General features: G+C 72.2%; 20 protein-coding genes. 10 read left to right on the forward strand and 10 right to left on the reverse strand.

All coding sequences use genetic code 11. The annotated features are described in order from the left end of the window. Positions 1–167: 167 nt before the first annotated feature. The 5 genes from DMB66_RS24805 to DMB66_RS62725 all read right to left on the reverse strand — a co-directional run bounded on the left by DMB66_RS24805 (position 168) and on the right by DMB66_RS62725 (position 3880). Complete coding sequence (locus DMB66_RS24805; RefSeq protein WP_125806519.1) at positions 168–587, reverse strand: VOC family protein; 420 nt, start codon at positions 585–587, stop codon at positions 168–170. After that, positions 580–1428 (reverse strand): AraC family transcriptional regulator, encoded by an 849-nt coding sequence (locus DMB66_RS24810; protein WP_125806520.1) that lies wholly within the window; start codon positions 1426–1428, stop codon positions 580–582. Before DMB66_RS24810 ends, DMB66_RS24805 begins: the two co-directional genes overlap by 8 nt. A 75-nt stretch (positions 1429–1503) precedes the next feature. Further along, positions 1504–2007: a hypothetical protein gene (locus tag DMB66_RS24815; protein ID WP_125806538.1), complete on the reverse strand. Its 504-nt coding sequence runs from the start codon at positions 2005–2007 to the stop codon at positions 1504–1506. Positions 2008–2018: 11 nt separating this feature from the next. Further along, positions 2019–3668: an ATP-dependent DNA helicase RecQ gene (locus DMB66_RS24820; protein ID WP_125806521.1), complete on the reverse strand. Its 1650-nt coding sequence runs from the start codon at positions 3666–3668 to the stop codon at positions 2019–2021. Positions 3669–3739: 71 nt separating this feature from the next. After that, the gene (locus DMB66_RS62725; protein ID WP_199752612.1) at positions 3740–3880 is read right to left on the reverse strand and encodes a hypothetical protein; all 141 of its coding nucleotides are present in this window, start codon (positions 3878–3880) and stop codon (positions 3740–3742) included. Between the two features lie 172 nt (positions 3881–4052). Here DMB66_RS62725 and DMB66_RS24825 point away from each other — a divergent pair, with 172 nt between their 5' ends. Next, the gene (locus DMB66_RS24825) at positions 4053–5738 is read left to right on the forward strand and encodes a glycoside hydrolase family 3 protein (protein ID WP_125806522.1); all 1686 of its coding nucleotides are present in this window, start codon (positions 4053–4055) and stop codon (positions 5736–5738) included. 3 nt (positions 5739–5741) lie between these two features. Here DMB66_RS24825 and DMB66_RS24830 read toward each other — a convergent pair whose 3' ends face one another. After that, positions 5742–6023: a GNAT family N-acetyltransferase gene (locus DMB66_RS24830; RefSeq protein WP_125806523.1), complete on the reverse strand. Its 282-nt coding sequence runs from the start codon at positions 6021–6023 to the stop codon at positions 5742–5744. Between the two features lie 45 nt (positions 6024–6068). Between DMB66_RS24830 and DMB66_RS24835 the strand changes: the two genes are divergently transcribed. From DMB66_RS24835 to DMB66_RS24865, 7 genes are all read left to right on the forward strand, one after another. Then, on the forward strand, positions 6069–6392 hold the full coding sequence (locus DMB66_RS24835) for a hypothetical protein (protein ID WP_125806539.1): 324 nt from the start codon (positions 6069–6071) through the stop codon (positions 6390–6392). A 61-nt stretch (positions 6393–6453) separates the two neighbouring features. After that, positions 6454–7275: a DUF1206 domain-containing protein gene (locus DMB66_RS24840; RefSeq protein ID WP_125806524.1), complete on the forward strand. Its 822-nt coding sequence runs from the start codon at positions 6454–6456 to the stop codon at positions 7273–7275. An 82-nt stretch (positions 7276–7357) separates the two neighbouring features. Then, entirely contained in the window at positions 7358–8560 is a 1203-nt protein-coding gene (locus tag DMB66_RS24845) for a mechanosensitive ion channel family protein (protein ID WP_125806525.1), read from the forward strand. 74 nt (positions 8561–8634) lie between these two features. After that, positions 8635–9069, forward strand: a complete 435-nt coding sequence (locus tag DMB66_RS24850) for a phage holin family protein (protein WP_125806526.1) — start codon at positions 8635–8637, stop codon at positions 9067–9069. A gap of 55 nt (positions 9070–9124) precedes the next feature. Continuing rightward, positions 9125–9562, forward strand: a complete 438-nt coding sequence (locus tag DMB66_RS66020; RefSeq protein WP_125806527.1) for a DUF3618 domain-containing protein — start codon at positions 9125–9127, stop codon at positions 9560–9562. After that, positions 9559–9831, forward strand: coding sequence for a DUF4235 domain-containing protein (locus tag DMB66_RS24860; protein ID WP_125806528.1), 273 nt, complete (start codon positions 9559–9561; stop codon positions 9829–9831). Before DMB66_RS66020 ends, DMB66_RS24860 begins: the two co-directional genes overlap by 4 nt. Positions 9832–10094: 263 nt before the next feature. After that, a complete protein-coding gene (locus tag DMB66_RS24865) occupies positions 10095–10298 on the forward strand; it encodes a cold-shock protein (protein WP_007458127.1) in 204 nt (67 codons plus the stop codon). Positions 10299–10414: 116 nt separating this feature from the next. On the opposite strand, the gene DMB66_RS24870 is transcribed toward DMB66_RS24865, so the two are convergent. Continuing rightward, positions 10415–10621, reverse strand: a complete 207-nt coding sequence (locus DMB66_RS24870) for a hypothetical protein (protein WP_199752613.1) — start codon at positions 10619–10621, stop codon at positions 10415–10417. A 10-nt stretch (positions 10622–10631) separates the two neighbouring features. Further along, complete coding sequence (locus tag DMB66_RS24875) at positions 10632–11621, reverse strand: aldo/keto reductase (RefSeq protein WP_125806530.1); 990 nt, start codon at positions 11619–11621, stop codon at positions 10632–10634. A gap of 66 nt (positions 11622–11687) precedes the next feature. On the opposite strand from DMB66_RS24875, the gene DMB66_RS24880 reads away from it, so the two are divergent. Together DMB66_RS24880 and DMB66_RS24885 are read left to right on the forward strand one after the other, a co-directional pair. After that, the gene (locus DMB66_RS24880; protein ID WP_125806531.1) at positions 11688–12458 is read left to right on the forward strand and encodes a trans-aconitate 2-methyltransferase; all 771 of its coding nucleotides are present in this window, start codon (positions 11688–11690) and stop codon (positions 12456–12458) included. A 9-nt stretch (positions 12459–12467) separates the two neighbouring features. Further along, positions 12468–13490 carry an adenosine deaminase gene (locus tag DMB66_RS24885; RefSeq protein ID WP_125806532.1) on the forward strand — a complete coding sequence of 341 codons (1023 nt, stop codon included), beginning with the start codon at positions 12468–12470 and terminating at the stop codon, positions 13488–13490. On the opposite strand, the gene DMB66_RS62730 is transcribed toward DMB66_RS24885, so the two are convergent. After that, positions 13484–13642 (reverse strand): hypothetical protein, encoded by a 159-nt coding sequence (locus tag DMB66_RS62730; RefSeq protein WP_199752614.1) that lies wholly within the window; start codon positions 13640–13642, stop codon positions 13484–13486. The genes DMB66_RS24885 and DMB66_RS62730 overlap by 7 nt on opposite strands. Positions 13643–13664: 22 nt before the next feature. Further along, a partial coding sequence (locus tag DMB66_RS24890) for an RICIN domain-containing protein (RefSeq protein WP_199752615.1) occupies positions 13665–14351 on the reverse strand: 687 nt, incomplete at its 5' end.

The raw sequence follows: 14351 nt of genomic DNA on the forward strand, positions 1-14351 counted from the left end.
GCGCGTGTCCCGTAGCGCAGGGTAGTACGGCTGTCACGATGCGGCCACTTTGATCTATCGATCGAGGACAATCAAACCCGGTCGGCCGACCGGATCCGCGTGTGGGCCCGGTCGCTCCGGAAAGGAGCGAAGCTCGGCGCCGACGGCCAACCGGACCCGGTCCAGGATCAGCCGGCCGGCGGGCGTGCCTCACCCCGGTAGGTGCCGAACGACCACAGGTTGCCCTCCGGGTCGCGGACGGCGAAGTCGCGGGAGCCGTAGTCGGTCTCCCGCAGCTCCTGGACGATCGTCGCGCCGGCCTTCAGCGCGCGGTCGTGCAGCCCGTCGGGATCGTCGGTCACCACGTAGGCGCCGAAGGTGCCCGGCCGCAGCGCCCACGGGTCGTCCGGATCGTCCCGGTGCGAGCCGAGCATGATGCCGCCGCCGGGTGGCCAGGCCAGCTCGGCGTGCGCGACGTGTTCGCCCTCGCCGTACACGGCGGTCTCGGTGAAGCCGAAGGCTTCGACCAGGAAGCGGATCAGGGCCCGGGCGTCGCGGGCCCGCAGGGTGGGCCACACCTGCGGTGGCGGGGTCGTCTTCTCAGTCATGAGACTCATCCTGCGCGCCGGGCGGCACGTGGTCTTGGACGAAAGTGAACTCGTCGGCGAGCCAGCGCGACGGCGAGCAGCCGGCCAGGGCCCGGAACTCGCGGGCCAGGTGCGCCTGGTCGTAGTAGCCGGTGTCGGCGGCGAGCCCGGCCAGCTCGGTGCCGGGGGTCAGCCCCCGCCGGGCCCGGTCGAAGCGGACCACCCGGGCCGCCTCCTTGAGGCCGAGGCCCGTCTCCACCCGGAACCGGTCGGTGAGGTGGCGCGGGCTCCAGCCGACCTCGCCGGCCAGCTCGCGGACCGGCAGCCGGCCGCCGGTGGCCAGCAGCCGCCGGTAAGCGTGGGCGACGTCGGGATGCACCTCGGCAGCGCGGCGCCCGGCCAGCCTCAGCAGGGCCGCCTCCAGCACCGCGAACCGGGCCGGCCAGGCCGGCGCCGCCCGCAGCCGGCCCCGCAGCTCCTCGACGCCCAGGGCGCCGAGCAGGTCGGCGAGGTCGAGATCCAGGCCGGCCAGCTCACCCGCGGGCAGGCCGAACAGCGCACGGCAGCCCAGCGGCTGCACGGCCACCTGGACCCCGGACTGCCGGCCGCCGTGCGCGATCAGGGCCGGGGCCAGGTGCAGCCCGCCGACCAGGGCGTCGTAACTGCCCGGCGCCTGCCGGGCGTCCGGGTGCGCGTGGACGACCAGCGGGTCGTCGAGGGTCAGCACGAGCGTCAGGTAGGGCGACGGCAACCCGCGATGGGTCACCGCCGGCACCCCCCGCTGACGCCAGCCGGCGAAATGCGCGACGTACGGCCGCAGCACCGCCGACGGTCGCGCCCACGCGGACTCGTCCACCACCATCTCCCGAGCATTCCACCCGGCCCGGGGTCGGGGGGCCGTGCCGGTCGTCCAATACCGAAGCGGCCCCCGAGTGGTTCAGGCGCCCAGGGCCTTGGCGAGGGCGTCGCGGAAGGCGCGCTCGTTGTCGGTCACGGTGTCGCCGCCGAGCCCGAGCATGCCGCCGGTCGAGGCCGCGCCGACCACGCTGTCGGCGATCCCCACCAGCAGGTGCTTGTACGTCTCCGCGTCCGCGGGGTCGGTCTTGGCGGCCAGCAGCGTGGCTGCCTCGGCGGCCCGGCCGACGACGTCCTGGGCGTAGCCGACCGGGTCGGCCGGCTCGATGGCCTGCAGTTCCTCGCCGCGGTCCGGGTCGCCGGTCTGGTCCAGGACCGCGGCGGCGATCGCGGTGACCAGCGGGCTGGCCGAGGAGCGCGCGTCGGAGATCTGGTCGAGGCCGGCGGCCGTCTCGGCGCGGGTCTTGCGGGCACTGTCGTGGGTCGCCACACTCGCGGCGGTCAGCACCGACTGCGGCAGGCCGACCAGCAGCCCCCACTCGGCGTCGGTGAAGCCGAACGTGGCGTACAGCGGTTCGTCGGTCACGAAATCCTCACTCATTTCTTCTTCTTCTCAGCGACCAGCAGCGCGTGCTGCTGGACGACCGGCACCGAGAGGGTCTTGTAGCCGACCTCCTCGAACAGCACGGTCATGCGATCCTCCTCGTACCCCATCACCATGCCGGGGCCCCAGTCGGTGTGCCGCACCGTGCTGTGCACGGCGAACGGTTCGTCGCCGGCCTCTTCCTCGGTCTCCTCGGCCACGCCGTCGGCACAGTTGTCACAGTGGCCGCAGCGCTTGACGAGATCCTCGCCGAAGTAGGCCAGCAGGGTCTGGGAACGACACGCGTTGCTCTGCGCGTACCCCCGCATCATGTCGTTGCGTGAGCGCAGCACCACCTGTTGCCGCGCGTATTCGGCGACGGCGGCCTCGGCCGCCGCGGCCGGCAGCGGCGCGAAGACCGGCACCGTCCACTTGTTGGCGCTGCCGGCGACCGCCGCGCCGACCTGTTCCAGCAGGCCGAGCAGTTGGCCGAGCTTGCGGGTGCCGTGGCCGGTCTTCTCCTTCAGTGCGGTCTTGGTGGCCGGGCCGGCCCGCAGGGCGGCCGCCAGGTCGCGGATCTCCGCCTCGTCGGGGGAGCCGCCGGCGAAGAACCGCTGGATCGCCTCGTCCTCGGCGCGCCACAGCAGCAGTGCGCGGCTCGGCTCGCCGTCGCGGCCCATCCGGCCGATCTCCTGGAAGTAGCTGTCCGGGGAGTCGGGCAGGGCGACGTGAGCCACCCAGCGGATGTTGGCCTTGTCGATGCCCATGCCGAACGCCGAGGTCGCGACCATGATGTCGGTCTTGTCGGCGAGGAAGTCCTCGTGCGCCTGCTCGCGGGCGCCACCGGCCATCCCGCCGTGGTAGAACGTGGCGCTGTAGCCGGCGCCGGTGAGGCGCTCGGCGAGCTCCTCGGCGGCCCGCCGGGTGGCGACGTAGATGATCCCCGGCCGGCCCGCCTCGTCCAGCAGCGCGGTGAGCCGCCGCCACCGGTAGTCCTCGTCCGGGCAGTACGCGACCTCGAGGAACAGGTTGCGCCGGTCCAGGCCGGACACGTGGATCTCGGGTTTGTGCAGGTGCAGCCGGTTGATGATGTCCTCGCGGATCGGCGGCGAGGCGGTGGCGGTCAGCGCCAGCACCGGCGGCCGGCCGAGCTGCTTGATCAGGTGGCCGAGGGCGAGGAAGTCGGGGCGGAAGTCGGGGCCCCAGGCGGAGATGCAGTGCGCCTCGTCGACCGCGACCAGCCCGGGCTTCAGGGCGCGCACCTCGGCCAGCCGATCGGGGTTGCTGAGCTGTTCCGGCGTGATGAAGAGGAATTCGGCCCGGCCCTCCCGGATCTCCCGGATGGCCTCGCGCTGCTGGTTCGGGGTCTCGGCGGAGCTGACCCGGACGGCGCGGATGGCCGGGTCGGCACGCTCGTTGAGGGCGGCGATCTGGTCCTGCTGCAGGGCCAGCAGCGGTGAGATCACCACGGTCGGCCCGCGCAGCAGGACCGCCGGGATCTGGTAGATCGCCGACTTGCCGGCGCCGGTGGGCAGGACGACGAGGGCGTCGCGGCGGCGCAGCACAGCCCGCATGGGCTTGAACTGGCCGGGGCGCAGGGAGGGCCAGCCGAAATGCCGGCGGGCGACCTTGCGAAGGCGAGGGCCGTAGATGGGTAGCTTCATCGAGCGGCCATTGTGCCCCACCGATGTGTCGCGCAAACGCTCGCCGGCGTTCCTTGATCGTCGGGCCGCGGCTATTTGCCGCGGAACATCCGGCGGATGGCCCAGAACAGGATCAACGCCCCCAGCGCGACGCCGAGCAGGCGCACGGCGTGCACCTCCGACCAGTCCACGCCGGAGGCCGCCAGGCGGGGCGCTGCCCACTGTGTTCGCACGTAGCGAAGCTTAGCGAGCCGGGCAAGCCGGCTTAATAGAAAGGTTTGTTGACTAAAAGGCCGGAGTGGGTGACCATTGGTCGTCGCCGCGCCCATGACGGATGTCGGCCGATCACGTTGGGGGACGTGCTCGCTGAGCGCGTATTCGTCGTCACCGGAGGTACGCGGACACATGCCGAATCATGGCGATTTGCCGGATCTCGCCGCGACGGTGCTGCAGCCCGGATTCGAGGGCACCACCGTGCCCGGCTGGGTGCGTCGCTGGCTCGCCGACGGGCTGGGCGGCGTCGCCCTGTTCGCTCGCAACGTCGAGACGCCCGCGCAGCTCGCGGCGCTGACCGCGCAACTGCGCGCGGAACGGCCCGACGTCATCGTGGCCATCGACGAGGAGGCCGGCGACGTCACCCGGCTGGAGTCCCGGCACGGCAGCTCCCGGCCCGGCAACCTGGGCCTGGGCGCGATCGACGACACCGAGCTGACCCGCGCCGTCGCCCGGGACCTGGGGCTCGAGCTGGCCCACGCGGGCATCACGCTCGACTACGCCCCGGACACCGACGTCAACAGCAACCCGGACAACCCGATCATCGGGGTACGGGCGTTCGGCGCCGAGCCCGGCCTCGTGGCCCGGCACGGCGCGGCCTGGATCGGTGGCCTGCAGGAGTCCGGGGTCGCCGCCTGCGCCAAGCACTTCCCGGGCCACGGCGACACCGCCGTCGACTCGCATCACGCCGTACCGCTGATCGACCGCAGCCGTGAGCGGCTCGCCGAGGTCGAGCTGGTGCCGTTCCGGGCCGCCATCGCCGCCGGCGTGCAGTCGATCATGACCGGTCACCTGCTGGTTCCGGCCTACGACCCGGAGCTGCCCGCCACGCTGAGCCGGCGCATCCTCACCGGCCTGCTGCGCGAGGAGCTCGGCTTCCAGGGACTGATCGTCACCGACGGCATCGAGATGCAGGGCGTGCGCCACCGGTACGGCCTCGAAGGGGCGGCCGTCCGGGCGCTGGCCGCCGGCGCCGACGCCATCTGCGTCGGTGGCGACCACGCCGACGAGCACACCGCCGTGCGGCTGCGGGACGCCGTCATCGCCGCCGTGCGCGGCGGCGAGCTGAGCGAGGAGCGGCTGCGCGACGCCGCCGCGCGGGTCCGCAGGCTGGCCGCCTGGACGCTGGAGACGCAGACCGCGATCGGCGCCCGGGCCGTGGCCGACGCCGCCGGCTCGGCCGCGCCCCGCCGGCCTGGTCTCGGCGGCATGGCCGGAGATCAGCGCGTCGCCGGCGGTGACGCGCGCGAGATCGTCATTGGCGGTCCGGCGGATCACCGCGTCGTCGGCGACGCCCGCGAGATCGTGGTCGGCGGGTCGGCCGTCGGGCAGGCCGCCGCCCGTCGAGCCGTCAAGGTCACCACCACCGCGGCCGCCCCCGAGTTGCCGCTGTCCAGCCCGCCGCACGTGGTCGAGTTCGCGCCGCCGCGCAACATCGCGATCGGGGCCGAGACGCCGTGGGGCGTGGGCGCGCCCCTGGGCACCCTGCTGCCCGGCACCACCGCGGTGCGGTTCAGCGCCGAGGACCTGGCCGGGGTGGCCGAGGTGGCCGGGCATGTCCTGGCCGGAGCGGGCGCCCGGCCGCTGGTCCTGGTCGTGCGCGACGTGCACCGGCACCGGTGGATCGCCGACGCGCTGCGGGACACGCTGGCGGTGCGCCCCGACGCGATCGTGGTGGAGATGGGCGTGCCGGTCGCGATCAGCGGCGGCGTGCACCTGGCGACCTACGGCGCCACCCGCGCCTGCGGGCAGGCGGCCGCGGAGATCATCGCCGGCACGTCGGTGCCGCGGCTGTCGGCGCAGGCGCTCGCCGCCTGAGCGTCACTCGACGACGATGTCGTCGTACTCCGGGTGCTCGGCGACGTACTTCGCGAAGAACGGGCAGGCGGGAACGACCTTCTCGCCGCGCTCGCGCAGGGTGTCGAGGGTGCGCGCGGCCAGGATGCCGCCCAGCCCCTTGCCGCGCTGCGCCGGATCCACCTCGCTGTGCAGCACGACCACGGCGCCGTCGCGCACCCGGTAGTCGGCGAAGCCGCCCACCTCGCCGTCGAGCAGGATCTCGAAGCGGCGGCGGGCGGGGTTGTCCTGCACGGTGACGGCCATGCGATCAGCTTATGGTGGTTCGGGGCCCGTACTCTTGATCCCGTGATGAACACCGCAGCACCGCGTATCGCCGCCCTGTTCACCTCGGCCGCCCTCGGGCTGGCCCTGCTCGCCGGCTGCAGCAGCGACAACGTCGACTGTGGCCTGGACCAGTGCACCGTCACCATGGAACGCAGCACCAGCGCGAGCGCCAGCGTCCTCGGCGTCGAGGCCAAGTTCGTCAGCGCGGACGCCGACACCGTCACCCTCGACATCGCCGGGGAGCAGGTCCAGCTCACCAAGGGTCAGCAGGCGGTGGACGTCGGCGGCCTGCGGGTCTCGCTGGACAGCGTCACCGCCGACGCCGTCCAGTTCGTGGTCGCCCGCTAGCACGTCCGGCTGGCACGGGTGGCAGGTTTCAAAAAAGTCGCGTCAGGTCATTCAAAGCGGCATGTCTGCCACCCAGCACGCCCGGAGCACCGCGTCACGCGCTGCCGACAGTAAACCGCTCGAATATCTCGCCCGCGGCGGCTTCATCGTGTACGGCGTCATTCACCTGCTCTTCGCCTGGCTGGCGCTGCAGGTCGCCCTCGGCGACTCGAAGGGCGAGAGCGACCAGTCCGGCGCCCTGCAGAGCCTGGCCGGCCAGCCGTTCGGCAAGACCATGCTGGTGATCGCCGTCATCGGCATGATCGCCCTGGCCCTGTGGCAGGCCTTCGAGGCCGCCATCGGCGAGAGCGGCCCGCAGGACAAGGAGGCGATCGCCGAGCGCGTCGTCTCCGGCTTCCGCACGGTCATCTACCTGTCGTTCGCCTGGATCGCCATCCGGGTGCTCCAGGGCGCGAACGCCTCGACCGGCGACAGCCAGGAGAAGGGCGCTTCCAGCCTGATGGCCAACTCCGGCGGGCGCTGGCTGGTCGGGCTGATCGGGATCGTGGTGGTCGGCGTGGGCATCGGCCTGCTGCTCTACGGCGTCACCAAGAAGTTCGAGAAGCACCTCAACACCCAGCAGATGAATCCCACCGTCCGCAAGACCACGCGGCGCCTCGGCGTCGCCGGCTATTCGGCCAAGGGCGTCGCCTACACCATCGCCGGTGGCCTGATCGTGGCCGCGGCCGTGACCTACGATGCGGAGAAGGCCCGCGGCCTGGACGCCGCGCTGCGCCTGCTCGCCGAGCAGTCGTACGGCCCGTGGCTGCTGGGCCTGGTCGCGCTGGGCATCGCTGCCTTCGGCGTCTACTGCTTCTCGCAGGCCCGATACCGCAAGGTGTGACGCATCACCGCACGGCGTGACGCATCGCGAGGTGGAAAGGTAGAACGCTGGCAACGAACCCTGAAGTCTGGAGAGGGAAACCGTGACCAGCGTGCTCACCGCCCTGCTCGCCGTCGTGATCGCGGCGGGCGCCGCGATCGTCCTCGTCGAGGCCGTGCACTGGGTCGTCAGGCGGCTCGGGCGCCGCTCGACCCTGCTCAACGACCTGGCGAATACGGCGCACCGGCCGTTCCTCGCCACCGTCACCATCTTCGCCGTGCAGCAGGCCGTCCGGGGCTTCGCCGGCCCCTTCCCGGGCCGGGCCGGGGTGCTGCACGCCCTGGTGATCCTGGTGATAGCCGCGATCGCCTGGCTCGTCGGCGCGTTGCTGCTGGTGCTGGAGGATCTCGCGCTGGCCCGCTGGCGGGTCGACGTCCCGGACAACATGAAGGCCCGCCGGGTCAAGACCCAGGTCGTCATGCTGCGCCGGGTCACGGTCGCGGGGATCGTGGTGCTGACCGTCGGCGTCATGCTGATGACCTTTCCGAACGTGCGCGCCCTCGGCGCCAGCCTGATCGCCTCGGCCGGCCTGATCAGCGTCATCGCCGCGCTCGCCGCGCAGAGCACCCTCGGCAACCTCATCGCCGGCCTGCAGCTCGCCTTCAGCGACGCGGTGCGCATCGACGACGTCGTGGTCGTCGAGGGGGAGTGGGGCCGGATCGAGGAGCTGACCCTGACGTACGTCGCCGTGCAGATCTGGGACGATCGCCGGCTGATCCTGCCCACCTCGTACTTCACCACCAAGCCGTTCCAGAACTGGACCCGGACCGGTTCCGCGGTGCTCGGCACCGCGGAGATCGACGTGGACTGGTCGGCGCCCGTCGAGCCGATGCGCGCCGAGCTGCGCGCGGTCTGTGAGGGCACCGAGCTGTGGGACGGCCGGGTCTGCGTGCTGCAGGTGACCGAGGCGACCGGCGGCATGATCCGGCTCCGCGCGCTGGTCAGCGCGCACGACGCCGGTTCGCTGTGGGACCTGCGCTGCCTGGTCCGCGAGCGCCTGGTCGGCTGGGTCTTCGAGCACCAGCGGGACTCCCTGCCGCGGCTGCGTGCCGACGTGGCCCGGGACGAGCGCGTGCTCCCCGGCCGAACCGCCCAGCCGCCGGCCGCCGACCGGCCGGCCGATGAGGCGGAGGCCGGCGGCGACGCCCGGGTCTTCGGCGGTACGGGCGACGGCGACGAGCGGGCGGTGGCCTTCAGCGGACCCGACGAGCAGGCGGCCCCCGCCGGGTCCGGCATGCGGCAGTAATTCCGGCCCGGAAAGGCGAGGATTGACCCTGGCATGTGCAGGGCATAGTGGCTTCATGGGGAAAGGAGGACACCATGGCCGATGTCTTGAACGGTAGCCCGGTCCGTCCGGGGACCGACCCGTCCACCGCGGAATTGGTACAGAAGGCGAGCGAGCAGCTCTCTCGCCTGGTGAAGGACGAGATCGCGCTTGCGAAGGCGGAGCTCGCGGAGAAGGGTAAGCACGCAGGCATCGGGGTGGGTCTGTTCGGCGCGGCAGGTGTGCTGACCCTGTACGGCGTCGGCGCGCTGTTCGCCACGCTGATCATCGTCCTCGACGTGTTCCTGGAGCTGTGGCTGGCCGCGCTGATCGTCACCGTGGTGCTGTTCGGGTCGGCCGGCATCCTGGCGCTGTTCGGCAAGAATCAGGTCACCCGGGCGGTCCCGCCGGAGCCCTCGGCCGCCATCGCCAGCGCCAAGGCGGACGTCGACGAGGTCAAGCACGCGATCAAGAGCAGGAGCCGGGCATGAGCGAGCTTGCGAGCCGATCATCAAGCACGACGAGGGTCATCGCCGGAGTGACGGCATGAGCGACAAGAACGGATCCGCCCGGGCCAAGCCGGATGTGGCGGCCCTGCGCGAGGAGATCAAGCGGACCCGCGCCGAGCTCGGCGAGACGGTCCAGGCCCTCGCGGCCAAGGCGGACGTCAAGGCCCGGGCGCGGGAGCAGGTCGAGCTGACCAAGCAGAAGGCCAGGGCGCAGGTGCACGATGCGACCGGCAAGGTCCGCGAGGTCGCGGCAGCCGCCGTCGGCGTCGCGTCGGAAAAGGTCCGCAACGCCACGGCGCAGGCCGGTGACAGGGCCGCTCTCGCAAGGGTGGCGGGCGGGGAGTCCGGCGCGCTGGTCAACGCTCACGACGGCGGCATGCGGATGCGGCGCAATCCGATCCCGTTCGCCGCGATGCTCGCGGCCGGCGTCGCGCTGGTCGGCATCGTCCTCATCGTGCGCGGGAGGCGTAAGTGAGCAAGAAGCTGCGGAAGGTGGCATACAAGCCGGTCGGTCTGCTGCTGGGCATCGGGGCCGGCGCCATCGCCGGCTTCGTCTTCAAGGAGGTCTGGAAGTTCGCCTCCGGCGACGACGATGCCCCGAACGCGACCGACGAGGATCGGAGCTGGGGCGAGATCCTCGCCGCGGCCGCCCTGCAGGGCGCGATCTTCGCGACGGTGAAGGCGCTCGTCGACCGGGGCGGAGCCGCCGGCGTTCGCAAGATCACCGGGGAATGGCCTGATTGATCGCCTTCTTGCATAGACCACGGTCTAGGTCTTCGATGCCGCTCGGCCGGCGCCGAGGGCCTATTCCGGTTCTGTCGGAGTCGACGGGATTCGGCTGAGGGGCAGCTTTCGGGCTCGTTCTTCGGGTACAGTGTGGCCAGTTTTTGTGTACGTGGTTCAGAGGTTCGTCCTTCTGGAACGCCGCCCCTCGCGGCGGCCGCTTGCGCGGAAACGACCATCGGCCCCGCATCACCGGGCCGGCATTTTCAGAAGGAGAGTTCAGCATGGCGCAGGGAACCGTGAAGTGGTTCAACGCAGACAAGGGCTTCGGCTTTATCACCGTCGATGGCGGGGGTGCTGACGTGTTCGTCCACTTCTCGGCCATCCAGACGAGCGGCTACCGCAGTCTGGAAGAGAACCAGCGGGTCGAGTTCGAGATCGCCCAGGGCCAGAAGGGCCCTCAGGCGGAGCAGGTTCGCCCGCTCTGAGACCATCCTGCCGGCGGCGACGCCGGCCGCCGATCACCTGGCGGAGATCGGCCTGAGTAACCCCGCATCCCTTCTTCGAGGGATGCGGGGTTTTTCTGTCCCCGGCAAGGCCGGCCTCAGGGCTGCTGCTTGCTCCGCGCCCGGACCCGGACCCCCAGCACGATCAGCACCAGGCCGCCCACGGCGACGATCGGCCCGATGACGGCCCAGATCGTCACGCCGCTCATCACGCTCCCGCCGAGCAGGTCGAGCCCTTGCGCCGTCCACAGCACGCCCAGCACGACGCCCAGCAGGCCCAGGGCGAGCCACAGCCAGCCCTTCATCGGTGCCCCCTCACCAGCGGTCATGGACCTGGGGCCTGATCAGCTCGTCGTAGACGGAGCGGACGGCCGCGTGGGCCTCGTCGCTCAGCGGCGCCAGCGCCGCGGCCGCCACGTTGCCGCGGGCCTGCTCCGCGTTGCGGGCGCCCGGGATGACCACGGTGACCGCGGGCTGGTCGATGATCCAGCGCAGGGCGAACTGGGCCATGGTCGCGCCCGTGGGCACGTGCGGCAGCAGCCGCTTGACGGCCGCCAGCCCGCTGCCGAAGTCGACCCCGGAGAAGGTCTCGCCGACGTCGAAGGCCGCGCCGTGCCGGTTGTAGGTGCGGTGGTCGTCGGCGCCGAACGTGGTGTGCTCGTCGTAGCGGCCCGAGAGCAGGCCGCTGGCCAGCGGGACCCGGGCGATGATGCCGACGCCGGCCGCGGCGGCCGCGGGCAGCACCCGCTCGAGCGGCTTGAGCCGGAGCGCGTTCAGGATGATCTGGACGCTCGCGGTGCCCGGCCGGGCGATGGTCGCCAGCGCCTCGTCGACCTTCTCGACGCTGACGCCGTAACCCGCGATGGCCTTCTCCTGCACCAGGGTGTCCAGGGCGTCGTAGACGGCCTCCGTGGAATACACCGGGGTGGGCGGGCAGTGCAGCTGGACCAGGTCGAGGGTGTCGACGCCCAGGTTGGCGCGGGAGCGGTCGGTCCAGGCCCGGAAGTTGTCGAGGGTGTAGCTGGCCGGCACCTGAGGCAGCCGGCGGCCCATCTTGGTCGCCACGGTCAGCTGCTTGTCCCGGACGCCGGGCTGCTTCAGGAACGCGCCGATGACCTGCTCGCTGCGGCCGTCGCCGTAGACGTCGGCGGTGTCGATGAAGGTCACGCCGGCGTCCACGGCCGCGCCGAGCGTGCCGAGCGCGTCCTCCTCGCTGACGCTGCCCCAGTCGGCGCCGAGTTGCCAGGCACCGAGTCCGATCACGCCGACGGTGCGCCCCAGGCGGGCGAAGCTGCGATTTTCCACCCCGCGAGCCTACGTCCGCCGGTGCTACGCTGCAAAAAAGACGTACGTACGGTTTGGAGAACGGTCATGTGGGATCCCACCGTCTACCACCGCTTCGGCGACGAACGCTCGCGCCCGTTCCACGACCTGGTCGCCAGGATCGGCGCCGAGCGGCCCCGCGCCGTCGCCGACCTCGGCTGCGGCCCCGGCGAACTCACCGCCGGCCTCGCCCGGCGTTGGCCGGATGCCCGGGTCACCGGGCTGGACTCGTCGCCCGAGATGATCGGCAAGGCCCGTGCCCTGGCCGCGCCGGTGGCGTTCGACGTCGCCGACGTGCACGACTGGCAGCCCGCGCCGGACACCGACGTGGTCGTCACCAACGCCGTTCTGCAGTGGGTGCCGGAGCACCGCGCGCTCATCGAGCGGTGGGTCCGCGCGCTGCCGTCCGGCGCCTGGTTCGCCATGCAGGTCCCCGGCAACTTCGACGCGCCCTCGCACCGCGCCCTGCGCGCCCTGGCCCGCAGCGCCCCCTACGCGGAAACCGTCGGCGAGATCGTGCGCGAGGCGCCGGTGGACGACGCCGCCGGCTATGCGGCGCTGCTGACCGGCGCCGGGGCGACGGTGGACGCCTGGGAGACCACCTATGTGCACCTGCTGGCCGCCACCGGGCCCGAGCACCCGGTGCTGCGCTGGATGGAAGGCACCGCGCTGCGACCGGTGAAAGCCGCGCTGGCGGAACCGGCGTGGCGCGGGTTCCGGGCCGCGCTCGGTGCCACTCTGGCAGCGGAATACCCTGCCCGCAACGGGTACGTGGCGTTCCCGTTCCGCCGGATCTTCACGGTCGCGACCATCGCCTAGGGGGAGAAATTGACCGACCTGACCTCGTTCATCGCCCAGCTGCCGAAGGCCGAGCTGCACGTGCACCACGTCGGCTCGGCGTCGCCGCGCATCGTCGCCGAGCTGGCGAGCCGGCACGAGGGTAAGAGCTTGGTGCCGGCCGACCCGGCCGCCCTCGCCGACTACTTCGCGTTCCGCGACTTCGGCCACTTCATCGAGGTCTACCTGAGCGTGGTGGACCTCATCCGCGACGACGAGGACGTCCGGATGCTGACCTACGAGGTGGCCCGCGAGCTCGCCCGCCAGCACGTCCGGTACGCCGAGCTGACCGTCACGCCGTACTCGCACGTGCGGCGGGGCATCCCGGCGCCGGCGTTCTGCGCGGCCATCGAGGACGCCCGGGCCGGCGCCGCCGCCGACTTCGGGGTGGAACTGCGCTGGTGCTTCGACATCCCGGGGGAGGCGGGACTGGCCGCCGCCGAGGAGACGCTGCGGATCGCGCTTGTGGAACAGCCCGCCGGGCTGATCAGCTTCGGGCTCGGCGGTCCCGAGGTCGGGGTGCCGCGGCCGCAGTTCAAGCCGTACTTCGACAAGGCCCGGGCGGCCGGGCTGCACAGCGTGCCGCACGCCGGGGAGACCACCGGACCGCAGACCATCTGGGACGCGCTGCGTGACCTCGGCGCCGAGCGGATCGGGCACGGCATCGCCGCCGTCCAGGACCCGCAGCTCATGGCCTACCTGGCCGACAACGAGATCCCGTTGGAGGTCTGCCCCACCTCCAACGTGCGGACCCGGGCGGTGGCCGGCATCGACGAGCACCCGCTGCCGGCCCTGGTCGCCGCCGGCGTGCCGGTCACCATCAACTCCGACGACCCGCCGATGTTCGGCACCACCCTGGAGGAGGAATATGCGGTGGCCGCCCGGCTGCTGGATCTCGACGCCGCCGGGGTGGCCGGTCTCGCCCGCGCGGCCGTGCACGCGTCGTTCCTGCCGGCGGCCGGGAAGTCACGGCTGCTGACCGAGATCGACGACTACGCCGCGCGGAATCAGTAGCCCGCGTAGAGGGGCTCGTCCCAGATCGCCAGCACGGCGAGGATCCCCAGCACCAGGATCGTCACCACCCGGACGACCCGGCGCCGGTTGAACCGGCGCGGGTCCTCGTCCGGCTCCAGCTGCGGGTCGATCCGTACGTCCGTGTCCAGCATCGTCACTCCCCTCGCCCGGATCTCAACCGGGAACCGCCGTCCAACTCTGGTGCCGGGCCTGCTCCGGCTGTTGCAGGACGAGCAGCCGGGCGGCGCCGAAACGCTGGCTGCCCACGCCGGCGACCAGGCCGCCGATGGTGGTGCGCAGGCTGAAGCCGAAGTCGGTGGCGATCAGCGACCACCGGCCGCTGTCGGCCGAGGTGCAGTCGCCCTGCACCAGCGGCGCACCCGTCGCCGGGTTGCCGTTCAGCGGGATCACGCACTTGCCGGTGGCCCTCGACTGCAGCGAGTACGAGCCGGCTGCTGCCGGGATCAGCTTCCACTGCTGCTGCGCGTCACCGTCCGGGCCGCCGAGGGTCACCGGGGTGCCGTTCGCGGTCCGCGCCGCGTAGAGGTCCGCCGCGCCGCCGGTCAGCGAGTTGGTGAGCACGAACCAGCTGTTGGCCGTGGGCCGGGCCGCGGGCGCGGACTGGGCGACGGCCTTGGCCAGGTAGCCGTTCGCGCTGCGGATCGTCACCTGGTATTTGCCGTCCGGGCGCATCCCGATCAGCCTGGCGCGGGTGGCCACGGTCGTCGCGATCTTCTTCCCGTCCACCTCGACGTCGTACGTCGCGGTGGGCGACGCGGCGCTCCAGGAGAGCCGTACCGAGGTGCTGTTGGGATCGCGGACCTCGAGGACCGCCTGCACGGGCTGGGCCGCCGCGGGGCC

The organism is Actinoplanes sp. ATCC 53533, from assembly GCF_003947245.1.